28 protein-coding genes and 1 pseudogene are annotated in these 25,947 nt (G+C 51.0%); 28 read left to right on the top strand and 1 reads right to left on the bottom strand.

The window, feature by feature from the left end:
• Positions 1 to 748: 748 nt before the first annotated feature.
• The gene (locus IPG22_17260; GenBank protein MBK6590036.1) at positions 749 to 1,108 is read right to left on the bottom strand and encodes a hypothetical protein; all 360 of its coding nucleotides are present in this window, start codon (positions 1,106 to 1,108) and stop codon (positions 749 to 751) included.
• A 517-nt stretch (positions 1,109 to 1,625) separates the two neighbouring features.
• Here IPG22_17260 and IPG22_17255 point away from each other — a divergent pair.
• The 28 genes and pseudogenes from IPG22_17255 to IPG22_17120 all read left to right on the top strand — a co-directional run bounded on the left by IPG22_17255 (position 1,626) and on the right by IPG22_17120 (position 25,898).
• Complete coding sequence (locus IPG22_17255; protein MBK6590035.1) at positions 1,626 to 1,907, top strand: hypothetical protein; 282 nt, start codon at positions 1,626 to 1,628, stop codon at positions 1,905 to 1,907.
• 247 nt (positions 1,908 to 2,154) lie between these two features.
• The gene (locus tag IPG22_17250) at positions 2,155 to 2,547 is read left to right on the top strand and encodes a hypothetical protein (GenBank protein ID MBK6590034.1); all 393 of its coding nucleotides are present in this window, start codon (positions 2,155 to 2,157) and stop codon (positions 2,545 to 2,547) included.
• On the top strand, positions 2,522 to 2,974 hold the full coding sequence (locus IPG22_17245; protein MBK6590033.1) for a hypothetical protein: 453 nt from the start codon (positions 2,522 to 2,524) through the stop codon (positions 2,972 to 2,974). The genes IPG22_17250 and IPG22_17245 overlap by 26 nt, the downstream gene beginning before the upstream one ends.
• Before the next feature lie 817 nt (positions 2,975 to 3,791).
• The gene (locus tag IPG22_17240; protein MBK6590032.1) at positions 3,792 to 4,292 is read left to right on the top strand and encodes a Mov34/MPN/PAD-1 family protein; all 501 of its coding nucleotides are present in this window, start codon (positions 3,792 to 3,794) and stop codon (positions 4,290 to 4,292) included.
• A complete protein-coding gene (locus IPG22_17235) occupies positions 4,292 to 4,537 on the top strand; it encodes a hypothetical protein (GenBank protein ID MBK6590031.1) in 246 nt (81 codons plus the stop codon). The genes IPG22_17240 and IPG22_17235 overlap by 1 nt, the downstream gene beginning before the upstream one ends.
• 56 nt (positions 4,538 to 4,593) lie before the next feature.
• Positions 4,594 to 4,956: a hypothetical protein gene (locus IPG22_17230; GenBank protein ID MBK6590030.1), complete on the top strand. Its 363-nt coding sequence runs from the start codon at positions 4,594 to 4,596 to the stop codon at positions 4,954 to 4,956.
• Between the two features lie 279 nt (positions 4,957 to 5,235).
• On the top strand, positions 5,236 to 5,574 hold the full coding sequence (locus IPG22_17225) for a hypothetical protein (protein ID MBK6590029.1): 339 nt from the start codon (positions 5,236 to 5,238) through the stop codon (positions 5,572 to 5,574).
• A gap of 38 nt (positions 5,575 to 5,612) precedes the next feature.
• Positions 5,613 to 6,068, top strand: coding sequence for a DEAD/DEAH box helicase family protein (locus IPG22_17220; protein MBK6590028.1), 456 nt, complete (start codon positions 5,613 to 5,615; stop codon positions 6,066 to 6,068).
• Positions 6,032 to 6,928, top strand: coding sequence for a hypothetical protein (locus IPG22_17215; protein ID MBK6590027.1), 897 nt, complete (start codon positions 6,032 to 6,034; stop codon positions 6,926 to 6,928). The genes IPG22_17220 and IPG22_17215 overlap by 37 nt, the downstream gene beginning before the upstream one ends.
• Positions 6,832 to 7,395, top strand: a complete 564-nt coding sequence (locus IPG22_17210) for an SWF/SNF helicase family protein (GenBank protein ID MBK6590026.1) — start codon at positions 6,832 to 6,834, stop codon at positions 7,393 to 7,395. The genes IPG22_17215 and IPG22_17210 overlap by 97 nt, the downstream gene beginning before the upstream one ends.
• A 28-nt stretch (positions 7,396 to 7,423) precedes the next feature.
• The gene (locus IPG22_17205) at positions 7,424 to 7,915 is read left to right on the top strand and encodes a hypothetical protein (protein MBK6590025.1); all 492 of its coding nucleotides are present in this window, start codon (positions 7,424 to 7,426) and stop codon (positions 7,913 to 7,915) included.
• A gap of 226 nt (positions 7,916 to 8,141) precedes the next feature.
• Positions 8,142 to 8,351, top strand: a complete 210-nt coding sequence (locus tag IPG22_17200; protein ID MBK6590024.1) for a hypothetical protein — start codon at positions 8,142 to 8,144, stop codon at positions 8,349 to 8,351.
• A gap of 803 nt (positions 8,352 to 9,154) precedes the next feature.
• Positions 9,155 to 9,589, top strand: coding sequence for a hypothetical protein (locus IPG22_17195; GenBank protein ID MBK6590023.1), 435 nt, complete (start codon positions 9,155 to 9,157; stop codon positions 9,587 to 9,589).
• Positions 9,590 to 10,064: 475 nt separating this feature from the next.
• Positions 10,065 to 11,441, top strand: coding sequence for a hypothetical protein (locus IPG22_17190; GenBank protein ID MBK6590022.1), 1,377 nt, complete (start codon positions 10,065 to 10,067; stop codon positions 11,439 to 11,441).
• Positions 11,442 to 11,465: 24 nt separating this feature from the next.
• Positions 11,466 to 11,882 carry a hypothetical protein gene (locus tag IPG22_17185; GenBank protein ID MBK6590021.1) on the top strand — a complete coding sequence of 139 codons (417 nt, stop codon included), beginning with the start codon at positions 11,466 to 11,468 and terminating at the stop codon, positions 11,880 to 11,882.
• A 21-nt stretch (positions 11,883 to 11,903) separates the two neighbouring features.
• The gene (locus IPG22_17180) at positions 11,904 to 12,134 is read left to right on the top strand and encodes a hypothetical protein (protein ID MBK6590020.1); all 231 of its coding nucleotides are present in this window, start codon (positions 11,904 to 11,906) and stop codon (positions 12,132 to 12,134) included.
• Positions 12,135 to 12,265: 131 nt separating this feature from the next.
• On the top strand, positions 12,266 to 13,522 hold the full coding sequence (locus tag IPG22_17175; GenBank protein MBK6590019.1) for an AAA family ATPase: 1,257 nt from the start codon (positions 12,266 to 12,268) through the stop codon (positions 13,520 to 13,522).
• Positions 13,523 to 13,536: 14 nt separating this feature from the next.
• Positions 13,537 to 13,935: a DUF1257 domain-containing protein gene (locus IPG22_17170; protein MBK6590018.1), complete on the top strand. Its 399-nt coding sequence runs from the start codon at positions 13,537 to 13,539 to the stop codon at positions 13,933 to 13,935.
• A 14-nt stretch (positions 13,936 to 13,949) separates the two neighbouring features.
• Positions 13,950 to 14,141 (top strand): DUF2997 domain-containing protein, encoded by a 192-nt coding sequence (locus IPG22_17165; GenBank protein ID MBK6590017.1) that lies wholly within the window; start codon positions 13,950 to 13,952, stop codon positions 14,139 to 14,141.
• Complete coding sequence (locus IPG22_17160) at positions 14,138 to 14,782, top strand: 4Fe-4S cluster-binding domain-containing protein (protein ID MBK6590016.1); 645 nt, start codon at positions 14,138 to 14,140, stop codon at positions 14,780 to 14,782. Before IPG22_17165 ends, IPG22_17160 begins: the two co-directional genes overlap by 4 nt.
• 744 nt (positions 14,783 to 15,526) lie before the next feature.
• Positions 15,527 to 16,915, top strand: coding sequence for a TolC family protein (locus tag IPG22_17155; GenBank protein MBK6590015.1), 1,389 nt, complete (start codon positions 15,527 to 15,529; stop codon positions 16,913 to 16,915).
• Positions 16,916 to 16,928: 13 nt separating this feature from the next.
• Complete coding sequence (locus IPG22_17150; GenBank protein ID MBK6590014.1) at positions 16,929 to 18,431, top strand: efflux RND transporter periplasmic adaptor subunit; 1,503 nt, start codon at positions 16,929 to 16,931, stop codon at positions 18,429 to 18,431.
• Positions 18,432 to 18,510: 79 nt separating this feature from the next.
• Positions 18,511 to 21,630 (top strand): efflux RND transporter permease subunit, encoded by a 3,120-nt coding sequence (locus IPG22_17145; protein ID MBK6590013.1) that lies wholly within the window; start codon positions 18,511 to 18,513, stop codon positions 21,628 to 21,630.
• Positions 21,627 to 21,926, top strand: coding sequence for a P-II family nitrogen regulator (locus IPG22_17140; protein MBK6590012.1), 300 nt, complete (start codon positions 21,627 to 21,629; stop codon positions 21,924 to 21,926). Before IPG22_17145 ends, IPG22_17140 begins: the two co-directional genes overlap by 4 nt.
• A gap of 87 nt (positions 21,927 to 22,013) precedes the next feature.
• Positions 22,014 to 22,412, top strand: coding sequence for a hypothetical protein (locus tag IPG22_17135; protein MBK6590011.1), 399 nt, complete (start codon positions 22,014 to 22,016; stop codon positions 22,410 to 22,412).
• A gap of 30 nt (positions 22,413 to 22,442) precedes the next feature.
• Positions 22,443 to 23,408 carry a hypothetical protein gene (locus IPG22_17130; protein ID MBK6590010.1) on the top strand — a complete coding sequence of 322 codons (966 nt, stop codon included), beginning with the start codon at positions 22,443 to 22,445 and terminating at the stop codon, positions 23,406 to 23,408.
• A 138-nt stretch (positions 23,409 to 23,546) separates the two neighbouring features.
• Positions 23,547 to 23,909 (top strand): hypothetical protein, encoded by a 363-nt coding sequence (locus IPG22_17125; protein MBK6590009.1) that lies wholly within the window; start codon positions 23,547 to 23,549, stop codon positions 23,907 to 23,909.
• A 131-nt stretch (positions 23,910 to 24,040) separates the two neighbouring features.
• Positions 24,041 to 25,898, top strand: a pseudogene (locus IPG22_17120) (cation-translocating P-type ATPase).
• Positions 25,899 to 25,947 lie beyond the last annotated feature (49 nt).

Genomic DNA, 25,947 nt, shown 5'->3' with positions numbered 1-25,947 from the left:
GAATGGAAGGGGAACTATCGAGAGATTAGAAATTTACAACTCCGCCTTGCAGTCGAAACCATTGACGAACCGGCGATCACTCTTCAGGCCAAACAGTATGCTTAGTGGAGAGACCAACTCCCGTTCCGAACTAGAACTAGCTGACGAAAAAGGAAAACAATTACCTGACCGTCACCCTCGACTCCGGCGACAGACGATCTTTGATAGTGTACATCAAGGCCGCCGCAACGTTTGTAGAACACGCCCCAAAGCGTCTTGGCTGAAATCTGGTAGCAAGCAGGTTTGATTATTACTACTTCATCGACTTATTTTGATTTCTCGTAACATAAACGCTTCGTGATTTTTTAAATGGATTTCATTTGCGGCTGCGGGATAGCGTTTCAAAGCCAAACGCAGGCGTTTGCGGAGTTTGCGGCTTTATTTATTTCAGACTGTGCATTTTATAGCTAACACTTATATGGATAAGGATAAGGATAATAACCAAACATGGTTGTTTATTCTTTTGATAATCACGGAGAAATTCGAACAACTGTGATCTTTACTGCCCAAATATAGCGTTTGAGTGCATCAGATCGCGGGATTTCAAGGTAGCGGGGACAATCAGCAGTTCGGGTTGGGCTCTGGAAAGGTGCTGAGTACATGACTCGGTCGCCGAAGAAGTAACCATTCGGAACATTTTCCTGAGCAAGTTTCTGGAGAGGCTCCCGAGATATCGAACGCGAAAACCATTCTGGACATCCGCTCCAATTCAGCAAGCGATTCCGCGTACGGTGAAAAACACGTCCGCAAACGTAGCAGCGATATCTGCCGAACCGAACACCGATGTGAAGACTGAATTCGTCGAGGAAAAGGGCATGTTTCTCAGTATCGTCCATTCAGAAGAATCAGGCCCGAGCGACCATCTTGCGCGAACGAATGCAAGCCGGAATGCGAGGAAGAGATCGTCTCGATGTTGAGCCTTCGGAGCCATTTGGAATCGTTGGAGCCAGCGGGTGAGCCGAAAGTGTGAGAAACAGAATTTCATTCCGCCTTCGGACACGGGTATCACCACCGGGAAGCCAAAGAACAGGATTCCGATTCTCTCGGCTACTGGTGTCGAGGTAGTCATTAGAAACTGCTCCGTTGATGAACTCACTCCGTGAAGCCGTCCCAGCCGACATAATCGGTACTGAACGGTTCGTAAGGTCGGTCTTTCTGTCTGGAAAAAGAACCGTACAACTTTGAAGCATGTACCGTCACGGCTGTGATCCAGTTGCTGCCCGAATCCAACGGAACGAGATTGCATCGTAAGTGTGCGTTCGCACGACTTTGCTCCCGAAGTTACATTTATTAACCGGTGTAGCGAACTTGGTGAGCTAAATCTATCCATCCGTTATCGGCGGCTCTCGAACGGTACAGAAACTCACTTCCTCTATGGGCCGCCGAGAAGATGAAGAAGGAACAGGCCGCAACCAAAAAGCGAACACCCAAGGCGGCATCAAAAAATCCCAACAATACTTCCGAAAAATCAGATTCGAAATCCGACGAATCTTCAACCTCAATTGCGATACCGCAGGAACCAGCGAAAGATCAACAGTCTCTTTGCGCGCATAGAACATCACGGAAAACGAAACTAACACGTCAGCATGAAGAAGATGCACCCGGCAAAATCGAACAACGGCGAAACTGAATCGACGGAAAGTACGGATGCGACAGCTCCTGTGACCGATCCGAAGGCGACGATAAAGATCGAGGGCCAGACGTTTGAACTGGATGCGTCGCTGGCACAGGAAGACAAGACCCTGAAGGTCGTACTTCAGCCGCACTTCGCTTCGATCGAAAATGCGAATATCACTCGCGAGGTTAAGGACGGAAAACTTAGCGTCACTATCGTCAAGCGAGCGCAGCATAAAGGGTATGCAGCCTGATGAATCGCCACTCGAATTATTGCGAGCGGAGATCGAGCAGATCAATCCGGCGATTATTCTTGCCGATCAACTAATGCGGCGGAGGCATCGGAACTTTTGACCGTCGAGAGGTAAACGACGCCGAGAATATTCTTGATATCGGCACTCAGGAGATCGAAGCAGTCGAATCGCACCGAAAGGCGTTTCAGAAGAGCCCGGCGTCAGCGATCGACTATCTTCCGATTGGGTTCTGAGGTATTTAGACTCTATGACCGGATTAGGATTGGCGACGATCGGGAACGGAATGCCCGGGGTTGGCGACCGTTTAAACCGACTCTCTCGAATACCTGCGATTCAAATCAAGGGCCTGGCGCCATATATGCATGCGGAAACCGTATCCAGAGTCGTATCGGAAGACAAATACCGGCTCTATATTGAAATGTTTCCGAAGGCCTGGAAACAGTCAACAAAGAGCCTGTATCGAGCAGGTTATTTTAAGGCGTACAGCGAACGGACGAATGAGTTCTTTCAGCTTGTAAATGATAAGTGCTTTCCATTACTCGAATACTGGCATGATGATCCCGAGCTAGAACTCGAACGATTTGCGATACCGCCGATGAATTTCGACCTTTGCTGTGAAGAAGTTGACTTCGCACCTTAGAGACAGCTATCTGGCCGGCCTGATGTTCTATTTTCTTGAGGATGATGATATCTGGAATTACTTTTCAGAAAAGTACACTGTCGATAGGGAGTCATTACCTCCGATCAAGGCTGCACATCAAAATATCTGGAAGGAAAAGCACGGTGCAAAAGCAAAACCTTTCAGCGATCTGATCCGCCTTGTGGATCACTCCACCGGTAACCCGTGGCTGGACACTACTAACTGCCCATATCCGGATTTGTTTGAATGGGACAAAGAGACTGTTGAATGGTTGACCGAGGCTTATAAGGCCGCAAACCTGTACTTCAAGAATCTCGAACAGTTAGATAAAAGGATCGAAGAAGATCCACAGACATTCTTTAGTGAGCTTATTTCATTCTGGAACACCGGAAAGGTCAGGCCGGAGGCAAAGGTAAGCCGCGAATAACACCCCTGCAAATACCTGCCGATGCTTCAGCTGCTCTCTATTTTCTGCCGGGCCAATATCTCTTTGCCGATCTTAAAGAATCATCTGTGTCGTTGAAGGCTCTCCAGGGGACCAGGTGGCGAGAGCATTTAGAAAGTTCCACAGATACGGGATGGCTGGATAAGCGGGTTATGCGTTACCGTGAGGCTCGAAGGCAATGCAATCTTATCGTATGAACCAGCCGCAATACGAAAGATAACCATCGCTTTTCTGACAAGGCACTGTTGAGATCTCAGTCCTGATGCCCCCTCATCCTTCTTGGTAAAGGACGAGAATATATCTTTGGGCCGCTGCCTCATCTCATATTTCGGCTAACACCCACCTTGCCGTCGCTCCGCTGCCGAATGTCGGTTTCCGGCAAGATCTGCTTTGGAAAAAACGGTTCCTGAGACCCATCCTTCTACACTCAGCGAAGTTTGGAAACTAATGTTTGACACTCCATTCAATGCGGACCACGCCAGCGAGCGATGCCACTCTGAACCACAAGATGTACGTAGACTTCTTGGAAACTGGCGGCTGACAAGGCGAAGAAGTTTCCAAGTCCGAACTGATCTTATCAAAGCACTACGATCGACGACGCGTGGAAACGATCGTTGAACAGCGACGGTACGACTCCCGGTTCTGAATAACGAAATGAAGGAGAAAAGGAGTTCATCGGTCATCGGATCGCAAAAGAACGATTCGAGCCCGTAGAAAGCATTCTCTACGAGTACCTCCTTGCCGGAAACGGAGTAATTCTCAGGGCTCAGCGTGAGAGGAATTTACGGTTTCAGTTCCTCTGGTATTTAGAGAGATAAAGGGCCTTCCAACCGTATTCGTAGGTATCAACTGGCACAAGCCGAAAGTCCCAAGCCGTATTTGGGACGAGATTTGCCTACACGCTCGGACCTCCAACTCGAAGGAGAGTTTCAGAGAAGAGCTCTATCTTATCTACTGGAATAATGATCGAAACTCCTGGCAGTGGAGTACGTCGAGCAGGGACAGGACATATGCTTCAACGATCGCGGATGACAGCCTTCCCGAATACTCTGAGGCCTGCATCGAGATCCATACGCACCCTGATGGGGCATACCAGTTCAGTTCTGCTGATGATCGAGATGAATCAGGCAAGTTCCGGATATTCGGTATCATTGCTGACGTCCACGACAAGCCGAAGTTCAGATTCCGTTGCGGCATTTACGACCACCTTACCCCAGTTCCATTTTCCTGGATCGGGCACCTGCCAAGCGGAGTTGTCGATCTGAATGAGGTCGAAGCTTTGCTTCAGATGATGTTGTAATGGATATAGATCTTAGTTTCTCGCAGGCCGCGGTTGTAATGCCCGTTGAATACAACACTCTTCGCTTCGTGGTTGTCGGCGCCGGTGGAACAGGTTCTTTTGTCGTTCCTGCTTTAGCCCGACTGATCTTCGAACTAAGGGAACAGCAGAACAAATCGGCAGAAATGCTGATCGTCGATCCAGATATAGTCGAAGCCAATAACATTCCGCGAAGCAATTTCTGTTTTGCAGAGGTCGGGCGATAAAGGCCAGACCCTTGCAGAGCGGTTACAACGGCATGGGGAATTGAAACAAACTTCTCGTGCGAGAGTTTCGATCCGGAGAAACATTTCAAAACTCGAACAGCGACTACAGGAGTCTGAGCATCATCGTCGGCTGCGTCGATAATTACCGAGCTCGCCGAGAGATGCATCGAGCACTTGATGAGTTTCGAAGTTATGGTGAATCGTCGAGGGTCTGGTGGATAGACGGCGGAAACGGCAAGACATCGGGCCAGGTGCTGCTGGGCTCGACGACAAAGGCACTCAAACCCGAGCAGTACTTTACGGGAACGAGTATCTGTCGGGCACTCCCGGCACCATCGCTTCAACATTCCGATCTTCTTAAGCCGGAAAAAGTTGAAGCTAAGAGCGATGCGTCGTGTCCCGAGCGTTCGACTAGGTGAGCAGGGGCTTAACGTGAATCAGCGAGTGGCGGTCGAGATGGCGGAGATGCTTTCGTCAATGCTTTTGACACGTACCCTCAAGCGATTTGCGGTCTATTTTGATCTGGAGAGCGGAAGTGGTAAATCCCGCTATTGCACCAAAGACTCCATCACCGAAGGAACCAGACTATAGTTTTTTCTGAGCCGCAAACCTCCCAAACGACAACATTTATGTTGTCGGACTCCCGTTCTAATCACCAACCTCGCGAATAAAACCACATGATGCTATAAATAAATCTAATGGAGGCAAAGTTTAAGACAAGCGACATTGTACAGCGCATTAACCAGCCTGAGGTAAATGGTGTGGTGCTGGAGCCTTGTTGGGATGATCAGACCGAAAGTTGGATCTACAAGGTTCAATTTAGCGGGACCGTTGCCGCCGTTCCGGAAACCTCAATTCGGGGTTGGACTCGGGTGAAGACAGCGTGGGAAAAACTGCGCGATCATGAGTTCTCTGGAATCGATCACTTTCGCGATACGTTAACATTTCAAAAGGTCCAATCTCCCACGGCTCCGGTTGCACACGCGTACTCGTCAGCGAGAACGATGTTCTACCCACACCAGTTTAAGCCCTCCTGAAATTTCTGGACGGGGGGGAAACGGTTTGCTTATTGCCGATGATGTCTGGCCTCGGCAAAACTATTGAGGCAGGATACATTCTCCGCGAGCTGGATGCTCGCAAGAAATTAGAACGGGTTCTAGTACTCGCTCCCGCAAGACTCGCTACCAAGTGGAAGCGTGAGATGGCGCAGAGATTTGAAGAGCCGTTCGAGATAGCAAAAGGAAGTGACCTTATCGACCTATCCAATTCTTTGGAAAAAGGCCGAGACGTCGGACCTTTTAAGTGGATAATATCCTATGAAGGGGCCCGACATAAGGACGTGCAGAATGCGTTAGAGGCTGCGCAACCTGGATTGGACCTTATTATTGTTGACGAGGCTCACAGGCTTAGGAACCCTGAAACGTTGCAGCACAGGCTTGGAAGACTTTTTTATGCGATCTTGCCGATCATCGTGTCTTCCTTACCGCGACACCTGTGCAGAACACGTTGGATGATCTGTGGAATCTATTGAGGCTACTGTCCGAGGATGAATTTCCAGATCGGGAAATTTTCAGTCGCCAGATGGAGGCCAACCGAAAGATATTGGAATGCCAACGTCATCTATCGTCTCATCCTCGACGTATCGATAGCGCAATTGAAGCTCTCTCAGCTATCAGGTCTACGGATGGTTTCGGAGCTCCGGTCGCCAAGGGCTTTCTGGAATCAATTATTGGGCGACTTGAGCAGAAACACCTTGAAAATGAGGATGTTGCCGGTCTCCATTTCGACCTATCACAACTGAATACACTTGGGAATATAGTTTCCAGAACACGCAAGTCTGAAGCGATGCCGGGATGCGCCCAGCGGATCGCCTATTGGAAGCATGTCAATTTATCCGAGCCTGAGCGGCGAATTTATGAAAGTGTCGAACAACTCTGTCGAGTTCGACCTGATCACGAGTTGTCTCAAAGTTGGGGATATCAGATGGCTACGCTTATGGCTTACCAGGGCCACCGCGAGTTGTATTCCGGCCGCAATCGCATACTTTCAGGAACGAATTGGAGTCATCGAGTATGTCTGAGGCCAGAACTATGGCTAACGATTTGGGTTCTGATGCCTGACGATGAAGTATTCGGACAAAGTGTGACGAGCGAAATTAGCAGTTGGTTTGGTTCGCAAAAGGAGAGACTCGCCGCTCTTGTGACCGATTGGTCTCAAAATGGTGGGGCCGATACAAAATTTGAGGATTTCTACGAAACTTTAAGTACGATTTGGGACGAAGATGAAAAGCTAAAATGCCACGTCGCAAAATTGTGGTCTTTTCGTTCTTTCGAAAGACGCTCGAGTATCTTCGTAGATCCCTTGAGGCGAAAAGTATCGGCGTTCGGATGATCCATGGGAAAATTCCACTTTTGGATCGGGATAGGGCAATCGAAGACTTCTTAACGCTTTCTGAAAATGACGTCCTTCTAACCTCCGAAGTCGGTGGAGAAGGTATCGATCTGCAAAGTGCGTCCGTCGTTCTGAATTACGATCTGCCTTGGAATCCAATGGTTGTGGAGCAACGCATTGGTCGCGTCGACCGAATCGGCCAACAAGCTGAGCGAATTGTGGTCATCAATTTTGTCGTACAAGATTCGATCGAAGAAAGAATTCTGGAAAGGCTTCTAAGAAAGATCGGGATTTTCGAAACTTCGATTGGTGAGATTGATCCAATTGTTGGGGACCAGATCGAGAAACTAACTCGCGAGGCAGTTAGTGGCAGCCTAACGCATGACGAGTTAGAAAAGAAACTGCGTATCGAAGAACGGGCAATTGCGAACCGGACCGTCGTTGCAAAAAGTCCGTGGGCAGGCTGAAAATCTCTTTACATCAGATCAGAGTCTGTTGGACGAAATAGCTGCATTATCAGGCGAGAAGCAAGTTCCCGGCGAGGCAGACCTCTTACGTTTTCTCAACCGGTTTTTAGCGACATTCTATCCCGGATATCTTATTCCCGAAAATACACTTTCAAGTGTTCAGCGATTTAGGCTTTCGCCGCAATTGGCCCGGGACATTGATGACTCATCACTAGAGTTTGGAAGCGACGTAATAGCGTTTGGTAGGAGAATCGCTTCTACTGAGGTCACGGCAACCCTTTCCCGCGAGGTCGCTTACCGTCATGCGAACGCGGATTTGCTACATTTTACTCACCCACTCGTAAAGTTTGCGGTGTGGAAATGGGCGGGCCGCTTCGGAAATGAGACATTCTGTTTGGCCCTTAGCGGGTCTGAGATCCTCGAACCCGGACTGTATGCATTTGCGGCTCGAATTCTCGAGCTCGATGGGCCGATTCCGAAGAATAAACTCCACATTGCTATAGTCGATTTCCCAGGGTGACAGACAATGGTCTGATCCCGCCAGTACGGTTCCCGTTCTCTTGGAAATACTTGACCATGGAGCTAGTTATAAGCTCGCGTTTACACTGGCTGAAAAATCGGAGCAGGTTGAACTACATCTGAATCGGATTCTGGACATCTCCCGTAATGACTTGGACAACCGGGAAAAGCAGCTCGCAGTTGACAGACTCGCCCAGCGGAAAGCAATTTCCGTGCGAATGGCGGAAATGAAACTAAGGAGAGCAGTGGATCAGGTATCGAGAATGGTCGAGGGTGGGGCGAAGGAATTTGCGATCAAAATGGGAACTCTAAAAATAAGGAAAGCAGAAGAAACTCTGGCCGCTGTCCGAGCCATTGAATCTCAAGGTATGCGAGTTGGTGTAAGCGGCTGGACCGATATCGCAGTCGGATACCTAAAGGTAGGCACACCTATTTAGAATATGAATCTTTAGAATATGAACCGTCTGCATCTAGGAATCGATTACGGGACGAGTGCTTCGAAACTAGTATTGCGCCATTTCGAGGCGGCTGGAGGCGAGAGGGCTTACCTCCTCGAACCGAACGACCGTTTTCGGATACCTTCAGCCGTATCTTTTGATGGAGAAAAACCATTCGACTCAACTCGGGACCTTCAGGATGCGTTGAAAAGTATAAAGATGAGATTTGCGGGAGATGTGACAGGTAGTCTCCGACAACATTTTTACGGAGAATTGAAGAATCTTCCAGACCGCTTTTCGAGTGGAGATCTCGTAACCCTGACTGTTTGGCGACTTCTCTCAATTGGACATTTGCACGCAGTGAAAATAGTTGGGAGTCTAGAATTTAAGATGGGAATGAGCCTGGGAATTCCGATGAGTTTTCTGGAGGACAAGGTACTACGGGAGAGCTACTTGTATGTTGCGAGAGTTGCCTATCACATGTATACCAACTATGGACCCATCGGGTCAGACACGGTTGGATTGACAACGGCACGGGAGCTCCTTGACGAGGCTTATTTCGCAGTCGGCAAAAAACCGCCCGTGCCGGAAGCAAATGTACGAAACTGGCTAAGATCGGAAACCGAAGCCTCAATGTTCTGGTCATTTCGATCGCCGGCAACCCCGAGCTCTACCTCCTTTTGCATTGATGTTGGAGCCGGAACTACGGATTCTTGCTTCTTCTTAATCAAAGATGAGCATATCGACGGACAGTGGGTGAAAGACTCCATTGTCTTTTTCGGGGCTCATTCGCACCCTTTGCTATGGACGCTTTGTCCAAACGTGAAAAGGAGGAAGGCTGTCAGCAAATTCGCAACGGGCTTGTCCACGCAGCGCAAAAAGCCTACGGTCGGATTTCTGGTAATCACGTTAGCGTAAACCAATGGAGCGATCCGAAATTAATTATTTTAGGCGGCGGAGCATTCGACGTCGATTTGTGCGAGGCGATGATACCCCACCCGATGACGAACTTTAGAGAAACGTCATTGGAACGTCTTGACCTTACCGTTCCGTCCGATTTGGTGCGCACCGATGGTTCATCCGCGAGACCGGAAGATATTGTGTTCACATCAGTGGCTTACGGACTCGCTCAGATTTCACAGGCCGTTCCGGCGGCTGAAAGGCCGAATCAGGTTCAGAAAGTAAAAAATCATGCTACTGGTTCTTTGCCAAACCATGACGAAATATATGGCGACTAGGATACTCGTCGTTTAAGAATCGATAAACATAAGACAGGTCTAACTCCTCCTCAACATCAGGCGTGTTCAGCGCAGGACGAATTCAAGAAAATAGGCTGCAGACAATTCGCGTAACGTCCGTACGGTTGTTCCTCGTATGTCTACTTTATTACCGGAAACGCTAAGAATCAGTTTGCTTCAGCGCGTCGAACAAGAGGGTATTAAAGATCCAATTGTCTTTGCGCTTTACAGGGTCCCACTGATCGGTTGGACATGGTTCGCTACTGAAGGCAAGGCTGTTAGGGGCGACTTCCTATTCTTTGGTTATGTCGTGGGGCTCGAGTGCGAATGGGGATATTTCTGTCTCAGTGAACTGGAATCCGTTGACATCAACGGGATCAAAGTTTGTCGTGACGAAGATCACATGCCGAGACCGTTATCCGAGTGTTTACAGCAATACAGAATCGATGAAAATTGAGCGGTGGGCAGGATGCGAATGGACACACAAACATCTGCCGGAATTTCCGGCACGCAGGCATTGCCATCGTTAGCATCTTCGGTGCTCCGAAACGTGTTCGGTGGTTCACACGCTCCGGACACATCGACCGAAGAAATTTACCGAGATTCTATGGTGGAACAGCCATCTGAAATTGCCAGAGAAGCGCTGGCTCATCTTGAAACCAGAAAGTACCGAGCTGCGACGGAGTTGGGTATCAGTGCTCAAGAGGTCGAGTCTCTTCCATTCGATCTATCGACGCTGGAAAGTGAAGGAATCTTCATGAACATCGATTGTCGAGGGTTCGGTAGTCTTGTTCGGCAACTGGAATGGAAAACTCTCGGAGTTCAGTTGCCTGAGAATGCGGCTGTCAGAGTGAGTCCGCCGCGAGCTGGGTTGCTGCCTGATGTCTATCGGAATCGCCTGATGCGAGGAGCGGCCCAGGCTCATAACGCTCTCAACAAATTCGGATTCAGATTCACTCTCTGCGAGACCGTCTGGGGAACGAGCGAATACAAGTGGATTCCCTGGACCGCGTTTGAGTCTTTTGAAAAAGCATATCTTCAAGCCTGCGAAACTCTCGCCGCAGCAAAGAGTGAAGTTCTTTCTAAATACGACGAGATCCTCAATATCCTTCAGGACAGTTTCTATCAGCTTGCGAGAGATTCTGCCGACAGGTTCGAGGCAACGAGCGACGAAGCCTTTGATCGCGAGGAGTTCGTCAATGCGGTCGCGGCACAAGCCATCGGAATGGTTCCGACACGCGAGATGATACGCGATGGTCTCGTGATAACGATGAAGCCGAAGGTGATCATTCTAGGATCGGAGATGATCGCCGAGCGAAACCTCGCAAAATCTCTCGCACTCGAAACGACCCGTATCAATTCAGAGCAGACGAAGATCGATCTTGAGATCGATGCAAAACGCCGAATCGAAGAAATAAAGGTCGATGAGGTGACTGCTGAAACTCGGCGAGAACGCGAAGTTAAGGAGCGTATCCGCGAGATGAAGATCGAGGCGGCAAGACGCGAAGCTGAAGAAGCCGTTTCTCCGATCAAGGAAGGCTTTGCCCAGATAACAGCGAAGATCTTCGATTCCGCTTCGGAAATGGCAGAACGAATGAAGGATGCGGAGTTCGTATCGGGTTCATTGGCTAAACGCGCACGTCAGATGTGCGAATGGTATCAGCTGATGAACTTCACGGGCGATACATCTCTCGAAAACGTACTCGAACAATTGCAGACCGCTGCCGGCCGGGAAGCGAAACAGCGCTCGCCGGAAGAGATGCGAACCGCTCTAAGCGACCTTCTGAGGATGACATCCGTTCATTCAAAGAAGCTGCTCGACGAAGACCGGCTAACCGCTCTTGAACTCTAGATCAACGAAGACGAGGTCTTGAAAATGGCAAACTTCGACCTGAGCAAATACATTCCGGTTCATGCACGGATAGCAGAGTTCTATGAGAAGTACCCAGACGGCCGTATCGTTACCGAGATCATAAGGCTTAACGAAGACAGCGGCTTCGTGTGTATAAAGGCAGGTGCGTATCGGAGCAGAGATGATGCAGAACCCAGTTCTACCGGACATGCCTTCGAGATCCGCGGCCAGGGATACGTAAACACAACATCGTTTATCGAAAACGGTGAAACAAGTGCTGTAGGCAGGGCTTTAGCTAATCTAGGGTTCAAGATCGACAACGGCATCGCATCAAGAGAAGAGATGCAGAAGGTCGAAAGAATGACCGAGGCACCTAAACCGACCGGAAACAATGGACGAAATGGCCATAACGGGCGTCTTGCCACACAATCAGTTTCTTAAACACTTTCCAGTAAACAAAAAATGTCTGAATTAGAAACCGGTGCTGACAGCATCCGGAAGTTTCTGCATGAGCTCGATATTAGGATCAGAGCCCGATACCCGCTCATAGCTATCAATACATTCGAGGAAGACCGCGTAAGAGAGGCGTTGATCGATCTCGTCTTTCAGGATCGGCATAAGGAAAAGCCTCTCTATTTCTGGAGCCGTCCAAGCGGCCTTCAGAAGGTGTCGATCCAAAAGAGGGACTGCTAAGTTCGCCTCAAACGATCGGCGATACGGAAGATCCCGAAAGTCTTCTTGGCTTTATCAGCGAGCAGAAGACAGGTATTTTCCTGCTGTGTGATTACGCTCCTTATATCTCACCATATGGGCAGGAAGACGCTTTGCTGGTTCGAAGGCTTCGTGAGATCGCTTGGAAGTTGAAATCCACGAAAGCCACAGTTCTCTTTGTCGGACCGAACTTTCCCGAACTAAAAACACTCGAAAAGGAAGTCACGCAGATAGAACTCGACCTTCCGAGGGAGTCCGAGATCGAAGACTCGATCGAGCTACAGTTTGAGAACCTGCGTTCCAATGGTCTCGACATTAGCCTTACCAAGGAGACGCAAGACGCGCTGCAACAGTCTCTCCTTGGTCTGACGGCAGTCGAGATCAGCAACGTGGTTGCGAAAGCGGTCATCAGTTGCAACGGTCTGAATCAGGACTCGATCAATGTCATTCTTGAAGAAAAGAAGAATGTTATACGCGGTAGCGGCTCTTTGACCTATGTTCATCCCGAACCGGCAAGCAACCTCGGAGGTTACCAATCGCTTCGAGCAATCCTCGAACGTGCAGCCTACACGTTCAGTCCGAGAGCGAAGGCCCGACATGTCGAACCCTGTAAAGGAATCTTGCTCGTCGGCCTTCCCGGATGCGGAAAAGATCTCTGTAAACGTGTCGCTTCAAGCATTACGAATCGAGCTTTGCTTGATCTGGACTTCGGTTCGATCATGGGTGAGGGAGGAGGCGTGATCGGTTCGTCAGCGATGTCGATAAAGCGGGCGCTATCTATCGCCGGGACGATCAAAGGCATTCTCGGTATCAGTGAGTTCGAAAAGGCCGTCTCAGGAATGAAGTCTTCCAACAAGACGGACGGAGGAGAAACGGCGAGAACGATCTCGTACCTCCTCAACTGGATGCAGGACAACAAGGACGTTCTCGTTTTCGCGACCGCGAACGACGTACGCGAACTCGAGTCCGAACAATTCAGGATCGGCCGTTTCTCATATATACACTTCGTCGATCTTCCGGAGATTGAGGACCGTAAGGAAATATTTCGGGTTCACCTGAAGAAAAGAGCACTCGATGCGGAGCACTTTGATCTCGATAAGCTGGTAGATAAGAGCAAGGACTTCTCCGGGGCGGAGATCGAAGGTGCAGTGCAAGACGGAGTTCTTGAAGCCTTCATTGACGGCGACCGGCAGGCCGAGACTCGCGACATTATTAAAGCCGCCGAGAACATTACTCCTACAGCCCAGATGATGAGCGAGAAGATCGAAGAGATCCGAAAGTGGGCCCGGAACAACATCAAAGGCGTCGGCTCCCGGATAGAGAATACCGGCCTCGCCGGAAACCGCACCGATCGAATCTATGAACTCTAAATAGGAGAATTTCGATGAGTAAATACATGACATTTGACTCTCAGGCATTCCCGAATCGAGAGTTGCTACTCGAAGCCTTGGCAGAATGCGGATTCGCGACTCCGACAGCGGGCTCCAATCTCTCTCTTGATGGTTGGGACAAAAGAAATCCTCAGACGGCCGATATCGTGATCCGTCGTCGAGATGTAAAAGGCCAAGCACTATTAGGCGATATCGGGTTCCAGAAAACCGCCAAAGGGTATGTAGCCATCATCGATGATTTGGATCTTGCTTACCGGCTTGGAAAAGACTTTGTAATCAGGCTACAGAACAGGTACCACGAAGCAGCGGCCCGGAAGATGGCTAAGAAACTTGGCGGCAGGCTTATCAAAGAACGAATTGGAAAAACTCTCAAAATAAGAATCAAATACTGAGGAGAATACCGCCAATGCCCGAAGTTGAATTCAAGATCGATATCGAAAGCGGAACGTGCGAAACCGAGATAAAAGGGTATCAGGGGACTGCGTGCGAGAACGCCGCGAGACAGCTGAAGGAGATCTTAGGTGATCCCTCTATTGAAACTAAAAAGCAAGAGTATTTCATCACGCTGGAGTCAAAACAGACTTCAAAACGAAAATGAAAAAAGAGATCACCTTCATTCTTGAACACGACAATGGGAAGCTCACGACCGAAGTCTCAGGCATTCCCACTGATTTATTGATCGATTTGAGAGACGACCTTGGCACTTCTCAGAATCTGAATTGCGGAAAGCCGATCGGAGGCGAGTCTTGGGAACCGAGCTATCTTAAGGATGATCGCCACTACATCTGGCTTCATCGCATATATCACAACTCTGTGGTTGATGGCCCGGGTCGTCGGAGCGTAATTCAAGTTGCCGGTTGTTCAATTCGATGTCCAGGTTGCTACGTTCCCGAAACCCATAGTCGCCATAACGGCAAACAGGTCTCCATTTCCTCAATTCTCGAGGAGATTCTATCAAAACGCCACGAGAACGACGGTGTAACAATTCTCGGAGGCGAGCCCTTTGATCAATCTAATTCCGTTGCGGAGCTTGTGTTGAGACTGAAGAGCTACAACTTCCACATTGTCGTCTATACGGGCTATACAAGTGAAAAATTAATTGCGAAAAGCGACTTTGACATCCGCTTCATACTATCCCACATTGACACGCTCATTGACGGTCCTTTTGACTCATCCCTGATTTTCCAGGCTGGGGAGTACCGAGGGTCATCAAATCAGCGTTTATTACAACAGAGATAGCCAAGGCTAATTTTTTTCTATCCATTCAATTCCATAATATCGCGACCAGCACGGAGGCGCTTGACCGCAAAATTTACTGTTGGCTCCACTACTTCACGCTGACAATACCTCTAAACCTAGGGGCGAACCCTTGACGAAAAAGTCTCGACCGTTACCAAAAATACCCATTTGTTTCAATTGAGCATTGACTTATTTTTGTTGCCAATGTATGGTCTAAAATTTAGTATGAATAGCCCAAGAATTACCAAAAACAGTATAAAACGCGGACTTATCAGTCTCGTTGCACTACTATTTGTGGTTTATGCTTTGGCTGACATTACTGTTCTTCAAGCCTATTGTGGAAACGAGGCAGTCGGCATTCCACCCGCCCACCATCTTTCAAAGACTGCCCGCGATCCTGACAGCCGCTCCGCTACTAAATCCATTCAAACTCGTCTGCAGTCAGACGGGGAACCGCGACAAGGAAACGACCCGACTCAGGATTGCGACGACGATACCTGCTTTTGCTGCTGTTCCCATGTCGTCACGGGATATTTCGCAATTCCATCCACCAAGTCTACGAATAAAATAGAGTTTTCACAGTCCGATACGTACGTAGGACGGTATTCTAATTCAAGCCTAACTCAACTCTTCCGTCCGCCTAGAACAGCCTAATTCTTTCAATCGAAACGACTGCGCTTTTTATCCCAGCTTAATGCCGGGAGACAAGCGAGATTTTCCAGTTTCTAATTAAGGATCAGGTTTATGTATGTTCTTTTTGGTAGACGTGCCGTTGGCGCGTTACTTTTGGCAGTTGCCATCTTAACAAGTACAAGTTTTGGTCAGTCGCAGGTAGCAATAGTCGGAAAAGAGTCCGCTCCTTCGACGGGCGTTCCCATCAAAACCAACGCTTTCACGGTTTTGTTGGTGCCAAATTATTATAGCCAGACGGACGGTATGTCGCTGGCTGAGATTATCAGACTTGCGTTTGAAACAAACGGCGAGATAAAGATCGCCCGTCTCGAAGTCGATAAAGCCAGGGCTCGCCTGACCCAGGCTGGGCTGCGGCCAAATCCGACGCTTGAGGTTGAACAAAGCTCCGGCCGTCTGGCCGGTTCGCCCGGTGACAGCGAGTTCAGCGCCGGGATCGCGGTTCCACTCGAACTATTCGGGCGACGGCAGCGGCGCATTGATGTGGCAAATGCCGAAATCACCTTGCGAGAGGCTGAGATCACTGCCCGGCAGCGAACTCTGGCGAGTCAGATATTTGTGTCTTACACCGAAGCCCTCGCGGCATTGCGTGAGCTACAGGTGTCAGAGGAACTGCTAAGTCTTGACGTGCGGACCGTCGAGTTTGTGCAGATCCGCGTAAACGAAGGCGAGACACCGCCGCTCGAACTTAGCCTTCTGCAAACCGAGGTTGAGCGGCTGCGGGCCCGCCGGCAGTTAGTTGAGGGACGGCTGCAGGCCGCACTGACACGGTTGAGATTCTACGCCGGAGTCGAGCCGCAAGCGCCTTTCAAACTTCGCGAAGATATATCAACGGCGACTCTCCCGTCACTTCCACCCTCCATCGATACAGGTATTGCCGTCGGGTTGCGCAACCGGCCGGAGATTCGGCTTGCCGAGCTGGACGAGCAGCTTGCAAGCGCCGGTCTTCGGCTGATCAATTCTCAGAGCAGGCCGGATCTAACCGCTTATACCCGTTACACTCAGGGACGTTCATCCATCGATCTACCGACCGGCCCGTTTCCGCAGGATCGCGATCGATCGCTAACCTTTGGTGTTGCAATTACCCTGCCGCTATTCAACAAGAACCAGGGAGCAAAGGCGGAAGCGGCGATCACGATACGCCAGGCTCAGGAACGCCGAGCGTTTGCCGAGCAGTTTATTAAGAACGAGATCACTGTTGCATTTCAACGGATCGAAGCGGCCAACCGGTCGCTGATGACCCTCGAAACCGCCGTGCTGCCGCGCTCGCGTCAAAACATTGAAACCATTAGAAGAGTTTATGAACTGGGAGAACTCAAGATCACTGATCTGATTGCGGAACAGCGCAGATTGTTGGATGCCAACCGTGATCTGACCGAGACTCTGACGGAACGCTACCGAGCGCAGGCCGATCTATTTATTGCACTAGGAATAACACTGTAAATCTGAGGAAGTTATGTCAAATAAGAATATCGCAGAACCAAACGAGCACGAAAGAAACGACGAAGCAGAGCTTGAACGTCTCGAGAACAATTTTGATCGGGACGATGTCCAAGTCGAGACTACCCGACCAGGTCTAGCTAAATCAGCTAGGGCTTGGATTATCACTGCGGTTATTGCCGGCGTGATTGCTGTCCTGGGTATCATCTGGATTGCCAGTAGAAGCTCGTCCACTGACGTCAATGTTGCCGTTAAAGAAGAGAAAAAAGAGGAGCCGGGCCATACCGAGGGCGAGGAAGGGGAAGAGGTAAAGCTCGACCCCGAAATGCTCGAATCAGCGGGAATCCAGACTGAGACGGTGACCCAGCGGCCGGCGATCGCAAAACTCTACGTTACGGGAGCGGTTGAACTGAATCCCGAAACTACGGAAATGGCTACACCGCTCGTCGGCGGCCGCCTGGAACAGGTTTTCTACGGTGTCGGAGACTATGTTCAGAAGGGTGCAACTCTGGCTCTGATCTCGAGTCCGCAGCTTGCTGAGATGCATGGTAAGACGAACGAGGCCAGGACCCGTCTTAATCTGGCGAATGCAAATTTGGCCCGGGTTCAAAAAGCCGAAAATCGCGTTTCTATCTTGCAGGCAAAAGCAAAACTGGATGAAGCAGAGGCGACTCTGCGACGCACGAAACGTCTCATCGAGCTTGGCGCCGGCGCGGGGAAAGACTCGATCGCAGCGGATACGAATTATAGGACCGCCAAGGCCGATTACGATTTTCAGAGTAACATCGGCTTGAACAAGGAGATCCAAACGGCAAAGGCAGAAGTCGAAACAGCTCGAATCGATTTCGCGGAACTTCAAAATCAACTGCGTACCCTTGGCGTTAGTGAAACTAAAATACAATCTACCGATCACAGAAACGAAAATAATTCGCAGGTTGCGGTACGTGCTCCGCTCTCCGGCGTCATTACGGAACGAAAATTTAATTCCGGCGCCGGGGTCGAAGCGGCAATGCCGATTTTTGCTATCTCTAATCTTTCGACGGTTTACGTTATTGCTAATGTGCCCGAAGCAAACGTTGGCAAGCTTTTTGTGGGTGCAATCGCGGAAATTACGTCTCCGTCAATCGGAACGATCAACGGGCGAGTTGGTTACATAGATCCGCGTCTCGATGAAACATCACGGACCGCCCGGGTAAGGCTTGAGGTTCCAAATACGAACGGTAAACTGCGAGCCGGAATGTTTACGGAAGTCGGATTTCAAACCGGCACGAACACAACCGATGGTGAGGAGCTGGTCGTTCCTAGCGACGCTATCCAGCGAGAAGGCGAAAAGACGATCGTTTTCGTCCCTAAGAACGACGAGCCGGGAGCCTTTGAGGTGCGTGAGGTCGAGGTGGGCGGCGACATAGAAGGCTATACCCGCGTCATTAGCGGGCTCAAGCTTGGCGAGAAGATCGTGACCAAGGGAAGTTTTACTTTAAAAACGCAGATGCAGAAAGGCGAAATGGGCGAGCATTAGTTTGCTTCGTCAGCCCCGGACTTCGGTGATTTTTTATTCAAAGCGGCGTGTGGCCGTCTGAACTCGATAAATAGCTAATATGATCAACGGTCTAATTCGTTTTTCGGTGGAGAACCGCCTTGTTGTTTTGCTCCTCGTCGCAATTATGTCGGCGGCGGGAGCTTATAGTCTGATAAATTTGCCGATCGATGCGGTGCCCGATGTCACCAACGTGCAGGTGCAGGTTTTGACCAGCGCACCATCGCTCGCACCGCTTGAGATGGAGAGGCAGGTGACTTTTCCGGTAGAAGTTGCGATGTCGGGATTGCCCGATGTTGAGGAAATCCGTTCGGTATCGAAATTTGGACTATCGGCGGTCACGATCGTTTTCGACGATTCGGTAGACACCTATTTTGCACGACAGCTAGTACTCGAACGCCTTGCCGCCGCTCGCGAACAAATTCCGGACAGCATTGGCTCACCGGAAATGGGGCCGATCTCCACGGGTCTCGGCGAGATCTACCAGTATGAACTGAGAGCGGCGCCCGATTCCGGTTACGATGCAAAATCGCTTCGAACGGTCCAGGATTGGAATGTGCGTCGGCAGCTGCTGGGCGTGGCGGGTGCGACGGAAATAAACAGCTTTGGCGGGTTTGAGAAACAATTTCAAGTGCAGCTTGATCCGGCAAAGCTTCAGTCTTACGGCCTGACCTTACGCGATGTTTATGAGTCGATTTCGCGTAATAATGCGAATGTTGGCGGGGCATATATTCAAAAAGGTTCGGAGCAGTATCTTTTGCGAGGCATAGGACTCGTCGAAAACCCGGAAGACATCGGCAACATCGTTGTCAAAACTGGCAAGGAAGGCGTTCCGGTTTACGTTAAAGATGTAGGCGAGATCGTCGAAGGCTCGACGGTTAGGCAGGGAGCCGTCACCTCAAACGGGGGGGGTGAGATCGTTGCCGGTATTGTCTTGATGCTCAAGGGCGAAAACTCGCGCACCGTTGTGAATAACGTAAAGGAGCGCGTCGAGACGGTAAAGAAATCACTGCCAAAAGGCGTGGAACTCGTGCCATTCTACGACCGCACGGAACTGATCGACCGGGCCATTGCCACAGTCGAAAAGAATTTGATCGAAGGTGCCATCCTGGTCATCGTCGTGTTGATGCTCCTGCTTGGTAACTGGCGCGGTGCATTGCTTGTGGCCACGATCATCCCGCTCTCAATGTTGTTTGCGGCAATCCTGATGCGGATTTTTAACGTATCCGGAAACCTGATGAGTCTCGGTGCTCTTGACTTCGGGCTGATCGTTGACGGGGCGGTGGTGATGGTTGAAAACACGATTCGGCGAAGGGCTGAGGCACAACATGAAGCCGAACTTTCAGGACACCGAGAAGTTGCGCAGCGGACGATTCTGGAATCTTGTCTGGAAGTGGCTCGCCCCGTCGTATTCGCCGTCGCCATTATCGCCATCGTTTATCTTCCAATTCTCTCCTTGCGGGGCATTGAAGGGAAAATGTTTGTGCCGATGGCTCTAACGGTCGTGTTTGCTCTGGTAGGCTCGCTGCTCCTTTCGTTGACCTATGTTCCCGCAATGATGACCATTGTTTTGGTCGGTAAAGTGTCGGAGAAGGAAAGTTTCCTGATTCGCTGGGCGAAGAAGATATACGAACCCTCTTTGGCATTCGTCGGTCGTTGGCGATCCCAGGCACTGGCGCTTGCCGTCGGCCTGGTGGCTATTTCATTTGCGATATTCCCGTATTTAGGTGCGGAATTTATCCCGCGTCTGGATGAAGGCGATCTGGCCGTACAGGTTCAACAGTTGCCGAGTGTCTCGTTGGAACAGTCGGTTCAAACGACGACGGCGATCGAAAAGGTCCTGATGAAATTCCCCGAAGTCAAGACCGTGATTTCCAAAACTGGCAGGGCCGAAGTCGCTACGGACCCGATGAGCGTTGATTTTTCGGATCTCTATGTAGCTTTAAAACCGCACGACGAATGGGTCACGAAGGATAAGACTGAACTCGTCGAAAAGATGTCGAAAGCTTTGGAGGACGGGGTTCCAAACGCAACTATAAGCTTCTCGCAACCGATTGAGTTGCGTGTAGCCGAGCTTATATCGGGTGTACGCTCGGACGTTGCCATAAAATTGTACGGCGACGACCTCGCCGTGCTGAAAGAGAAGGCCGACGAGATCGTTCGGTCCGTTCAAGCAGTAAAAGGGGCCGAGGACGTAAAAGCCGAAGCGACAAGCGGTTTGCCACAGTTGCAAATTAAGCCCGACCGGGCTGCGATCGCGCGTTATGGCCTTAACGTCGAAGATGTAAATAATCTGGTTGAGTCGGTAGTCGCCGGAAAAGAGGCCGGCCAGGTCTATCAGGGAGAGCAGCGATTCAATTTGGTCGTCCGATTAAACCAAGAATCCGGGAAGGATGTAGATTCAATAAGAGGTTTGATTCTGACAGCCCCTAATGGATCACGCGTCGCCCTTTCGCAGATCGCCGATATTAAACTTGTCGAGGACGCTGCCCAGATCACCCGCGAGGATACACGTCGGCGTATCGGAGTTGAGCTGAATGTGCGCGGGCGCGATATCGGTTCTTTTGTAGCTGAAGCTCAGGCGAAGATTGAAAAGGATGTCCAGCTTCCGCCTGGTTATTACTTGAAATGGGGCGGCACGTTCGAGAATCTGCAGCGTGCATCAGAGCGGCTGCTGATCGTCGTTCCGATTGCGTTATTTCTGATTTTCGTCCTGCTGTATACCACCTTTAATTCGGTAAAGCAGGCCGCCTTGATCTATACCGGAATTCCGTTTGCAATTGTCGGCGGGATCATTGCTCTCGCGTTGCGCGGAATGCCCTTTTCGATCTCGGCGGGTGTCGGATTTATCGCCCTTTTTGGTGTGGCAGTTCTGAACGGCGTGGTTATGATCAGCTTTATCAACCATCTGCGCGAAGAAGGCAAGACGGTGCTCGAAGCCGTTAAGGAAGGCGCGGAGACACGCTTACGACCCGTCCTGATGACAGCCCTTGTTGCAAGTCTCGGCTTTATCCCAATGGCCCTCGCGACATCAGCCGGAGCGGAGGTGCAGCGTCCGCTCGCGACTGTTGTCATCGGCGGCCTGATAACGTCGACACTGCTGACGCTGTTGATCTTGCCGACGCTCTACGGTTGGCTTGAGAAGGATGCAGTAGGTGAGTTTGAGGAGGAAAATGTATGAAAATGATCATTGCGATCGTACGACCATTTACTGTTGAGAAGCTGGTAGTAGCTTTTGAGAACATCGAGAACTTCCCGGGCGTGACAATGACGGACGCGGCAGGTTTTGGCAAGGGGCCGAGATCGGCGGAAGTCGATGTACTCGATCCGTTTCGCCGCAGCAGAAAGATCGAGATCGTTTGTCAGGACACGATGGTGCCGACAATCGTTGACGCGATCAAGCGGAATGCTCATACGGGCCGCAAAGGTGACGGTTTTATCCTTGTGCTGCCTATCGAGGACTCAATGATGATCTGACGAGGCAAATGTTGTCTCAAGGGCTGAGCGAACCGGCTTGTCCGCGCTCACACCCTTTCGCCGGGCAGGTAAGGAGAGTGAACTATTATGTTGAAGAAACTTATATCTCTGGCATTAGTGACGGCCATCTGCGGTAGCTCTATTGTCGTATCGGCGGCAGTCCCGTCAAACGATGATGAAAAGCAGGCCGAAAAGACGAGGGCCGAGATCCGTAAGCTCGGTACCGGGACGGACGCCAAAATCGAACTCGAATTACGGGATAAAACAAAGGTCAAAGGCTACGTCAGCGAAGCGAATGATAACGATTTTGTTGTAGTTAATCCGAATACCAAAACTAGCACGACCGTTGCCTATCCGCAGGTCAGAAAAGCGAAAGGTAACAACTTGTCGGGCGGCGTCAAGATCGCGTTAACGTTGGCCGTCGTGGCCGCGGTGACCTTTCTGTCTTATAAGTACGGGCGAAGGAACAGGCGGTATGGGTATTAGGAGACAGATGATCGGTTAGGAGGTTTTACCGTGAATATATATTTATCAAGAATCAATCGCGCGAACATTTTTGTTCTCTCGATCTTATTTATCACCGCTGGCGTCACCGCCTTAAAAGCGCAGGATCAAAATAGCTACGTGATATCTGCGAAGGCTGGCGGCATTAACTTTGTCAGCGGCGAAGCAAGCTATTTGGCCAAAGGAGAATCGCAAATCCGGAGCGTGACAAACACCGACACGATCTCGTCTGGCGACAGGTTGATGACCAGCCCGGACGGACGCGTCGAACTTTTATTAAATCCCGGGGGCTTTCTAAGGCTCTCGGGAGATTCGGAGATTGAGATGGTCGATGCCTCGCTCGATTCGTTAAGCGTGGCATTTTCAAAAGGAACGGCGATCATCGAAATTGCCGGCTCGGGTGACTCGCTCGCACCGGTCACTCTTCGCTCAGGTCTGAGCGTTATTGTGCTCGATCGCAAGGGCGTCTATCGAGTTCAGGCCCCGTCGGCGACGGATTCGGTGACTGTCCGTGTCTTCAAGGGAAAAGCACGGGTGAACGGCGAAGAGGTCAAGGATGGCAGAGAGATCTCGGTGTTACGAAACGGCGAGTTCACGACAGCGAAGTTCGATACTAAGCAAAGGGATGATTTCGACCTGTGGAGTTCGTCGCGGGCGGAGACCCTCGCGTCGTTGAACGGCAAGTTGTCCAAGCAGACCCTTGGACGGCTTTCGTCCAGCTACCGAAACGACCCGTTCGGTCGTCGAGGTCTCTCCGGCTATTGGCTCTCCTCGTCGTTATTCGGCACCCGTACGTTTCTGCCATACCATTCCGGCTGGTCGTCACCTTACGGGTTTGGGTATCACCGCCATTTCGGATTCTCAAATTCGGGCTTCAGCCTTTTCGGGCGGCGAAATATTGGATTCGGAGTTGGCAGTCACAGAGTAGTTCATCGCCCGGTTGTCCGCGTTGTGCATAAAGGCGGGCGGCGACATTAGTCGCCCATATTAATAGTTTCGGGCTCCACGCCCGATAGCTCAGTGCGGGAGCAAGCCTGCACAAATCCTCTCCTCGACGAGGTTGATCGGCACGTTTTGTGTGCCGTGGGTTACAGCCTGAAAAGGCAAGGAGAAAATATGATAAGGAAGATACTAGATCTGAAACGTGGAGCATCGATGCTGTTTCTTGGCCTGACGCTGGTCGGGCTGGGAAGCGTTGCGGCCAGCGCTCAACACCATGGGGGTCGATCTCAAGGGCGGCGCGACGTACATCATCGCCCAACCTATCGGCAGCCGGTTGTCCGCACGCCTGTGTATTACGGTAATACTCGATACGGCAACAACGGCGGCTACTATGGAAACAGTGGATACGGCAACAAAAGTAATTATGGCCGCGAGACGTATTATCCGCAGCAGCGCCGTTCGACGGTCGGCAGCATCTTCAGGGTGATCCTAGGCGGAGGCCGCACGAGCAGCCATTACCGTCGCCGTCACCGTTGATGAGGTTGGCCGCAATGGAGCGGATAACCAATGACGGGCGTGGGGCAGTCGCAAACTGTCCTCCGTGCGGCTCTGCGTCGAAAGCCGCCGGGCAACTTTGATTTGAACAGGCTTTAATGGAGCGATAAAAGATGTCTGCAACAGAAACCGTAGCGAACGTGAAAACCCCCTCGGTATTGGGCGACCGCAAATTTCAGTGGCTTGTTTTTAGTGTCGCACTGGTCGCTGTTTTCGAATTCTTTTCGCTGGCGGATATTGATGTCTTCAAGTTCCTGCTCGCCCCGGTTCCGGCCTGGCAGCCGTATTCGCGATGGGTCGCGGCGGTATTTTTTGCGGTTATCATCCTCGCGATAGGTAGGGGCACGCTTTTAAGCGGGCTGACGGCTCTCGCGAAGCTCAATTTCAAGAGCATAAATCTGCTGATGACGATCGCGATCATCGGTGCGTTCTATCTCGGCGAGTATGAGGAGGCCGCCGTTGTCGTCGTTCTGTTCACGCTTGGTGAGACGCTGGAGAAGTTTGGGATCGCCACAAGTAAATCGGCTTTACAGGCATTGGTCGACCGGGCGCCAAAGACGGCGGCGATCAAAGCGGCAGACGGTCAAATCACCGACACGCCACTTGCCGACATCAAACTCGGCGACATTCTGGTCCTCAAGCCATCCGATATGGTCGCTATGGATGCGGAGGTCATTAGCGGGGCTTCGTCCGTGGACGAATCGACCATTACCGGTGAGCCGCTGCCGCGGGACAAGCACACTGGCGATAACGTTTTCGCCGGAACTTTGAATATGCAGGGCTATCTCGAAGCTCGTGTGACAAAGCTGGCAAAGGATTCGACGCTCGCCAAGATCATCGAAACCACATTCGCGGCGACCAAGACCAAGGCGGAGACGCAGAAGTTTATAGAGACGTTCGCCGGTTACTATACCCCGTCGATCATCTTTATCGCGGTGCTGCTTGTAGCGGTTCCGACGCTTTTGTTTGCTCAGCCGTTCAACGTCTGGTTCGAACAGGCGATCACGATTTTGGTCATCGCGTGCCCGTGTGCCCTGGTCATCAGCACGCCGATCTCTATCTATGCGTCCATCGGGAACGCGTCGGCCCGAGGGGCACTTGTCAAAGGCGGCAAAGGGAACATCTCCTCGCGTGTGCCGCCGGTATCGAGACGTATTCCGAACATCCACTGGCGCAGGCGATTGTTGACGCCGCGCGCGACGAGAAGATCGAGATCCACGGCGTCGAGAACTTTCAGGCCGTGATGGGCAAGGGCGCACAGGCCGACTGTGTGATCTGTTACGACAAACATCACTGCATCGGCAAATTGCCATTCATTACCGAGGAGCATTCGGTTCAGCAAGAGGTCGTCAATAAGGTCGAAGAGTTGCAGCAGCAAGGTAAAACCTCGATCGTGGTCAGCAGCAATGGCGGCGTCGAAGGGATCATCGCCCTCACCGACGAGCTGAAACCGGAAAGCAGGCAGGCCGTGACCGATCTGCGGGAGTTGGGTATCGAGACGATAATGCTGACCGGCGATAACCGTGCTCCGGCCGAGGCGGTCGCCGCCATCGTCGGGATAACCGAAGTAAAAGCCGATATGATGCCTGAGGACAAGGCCGACGCCATTCGCGAACTTCTCAAAAAGTACGGCACCGTGGCAATGGTCGGCGACGGCGTCAATGACGCTCCGGCCCTGGCATTATCGAACGTTGGTATTGCCATGGGGCGGCGGGCAGCGACACGGCCATCGAAGCCGCGTCGATAGCCATTCTCAACGACCGCCTCGAACTGATCCCGTATCTAGTTCGCCTAGGCCGCAAAACGATATCGACCATCCGGCTCAACACCGCCGCCGCCGTGCTGACCAAACTCGTCTTCGTCGTGCTGGCGATCCTGGGCCTGAGCAGCCTGGCAATGGCGATATTCGCCGATGTGGGAGTGACTGTACTCGTTATTTTGAACAGCCTGAGGCTCCTTAAGTTTAGTTAGGTCTCTGCCGTTGCAGAGACGTGCTTCATATCGACGACCGGCCGCTCGG

Source organism: Acidobacteriota bacterium (assembly GCA_016703965.1).
GTDB lineage: Bacteria > Acidobacteriota > Blastocatellia > Pyrinomonadales > Pyrinomonadaceae > OLB17.
This window is presented reverse-complemented; position numbering and strand designations above follow the sequence as displayed.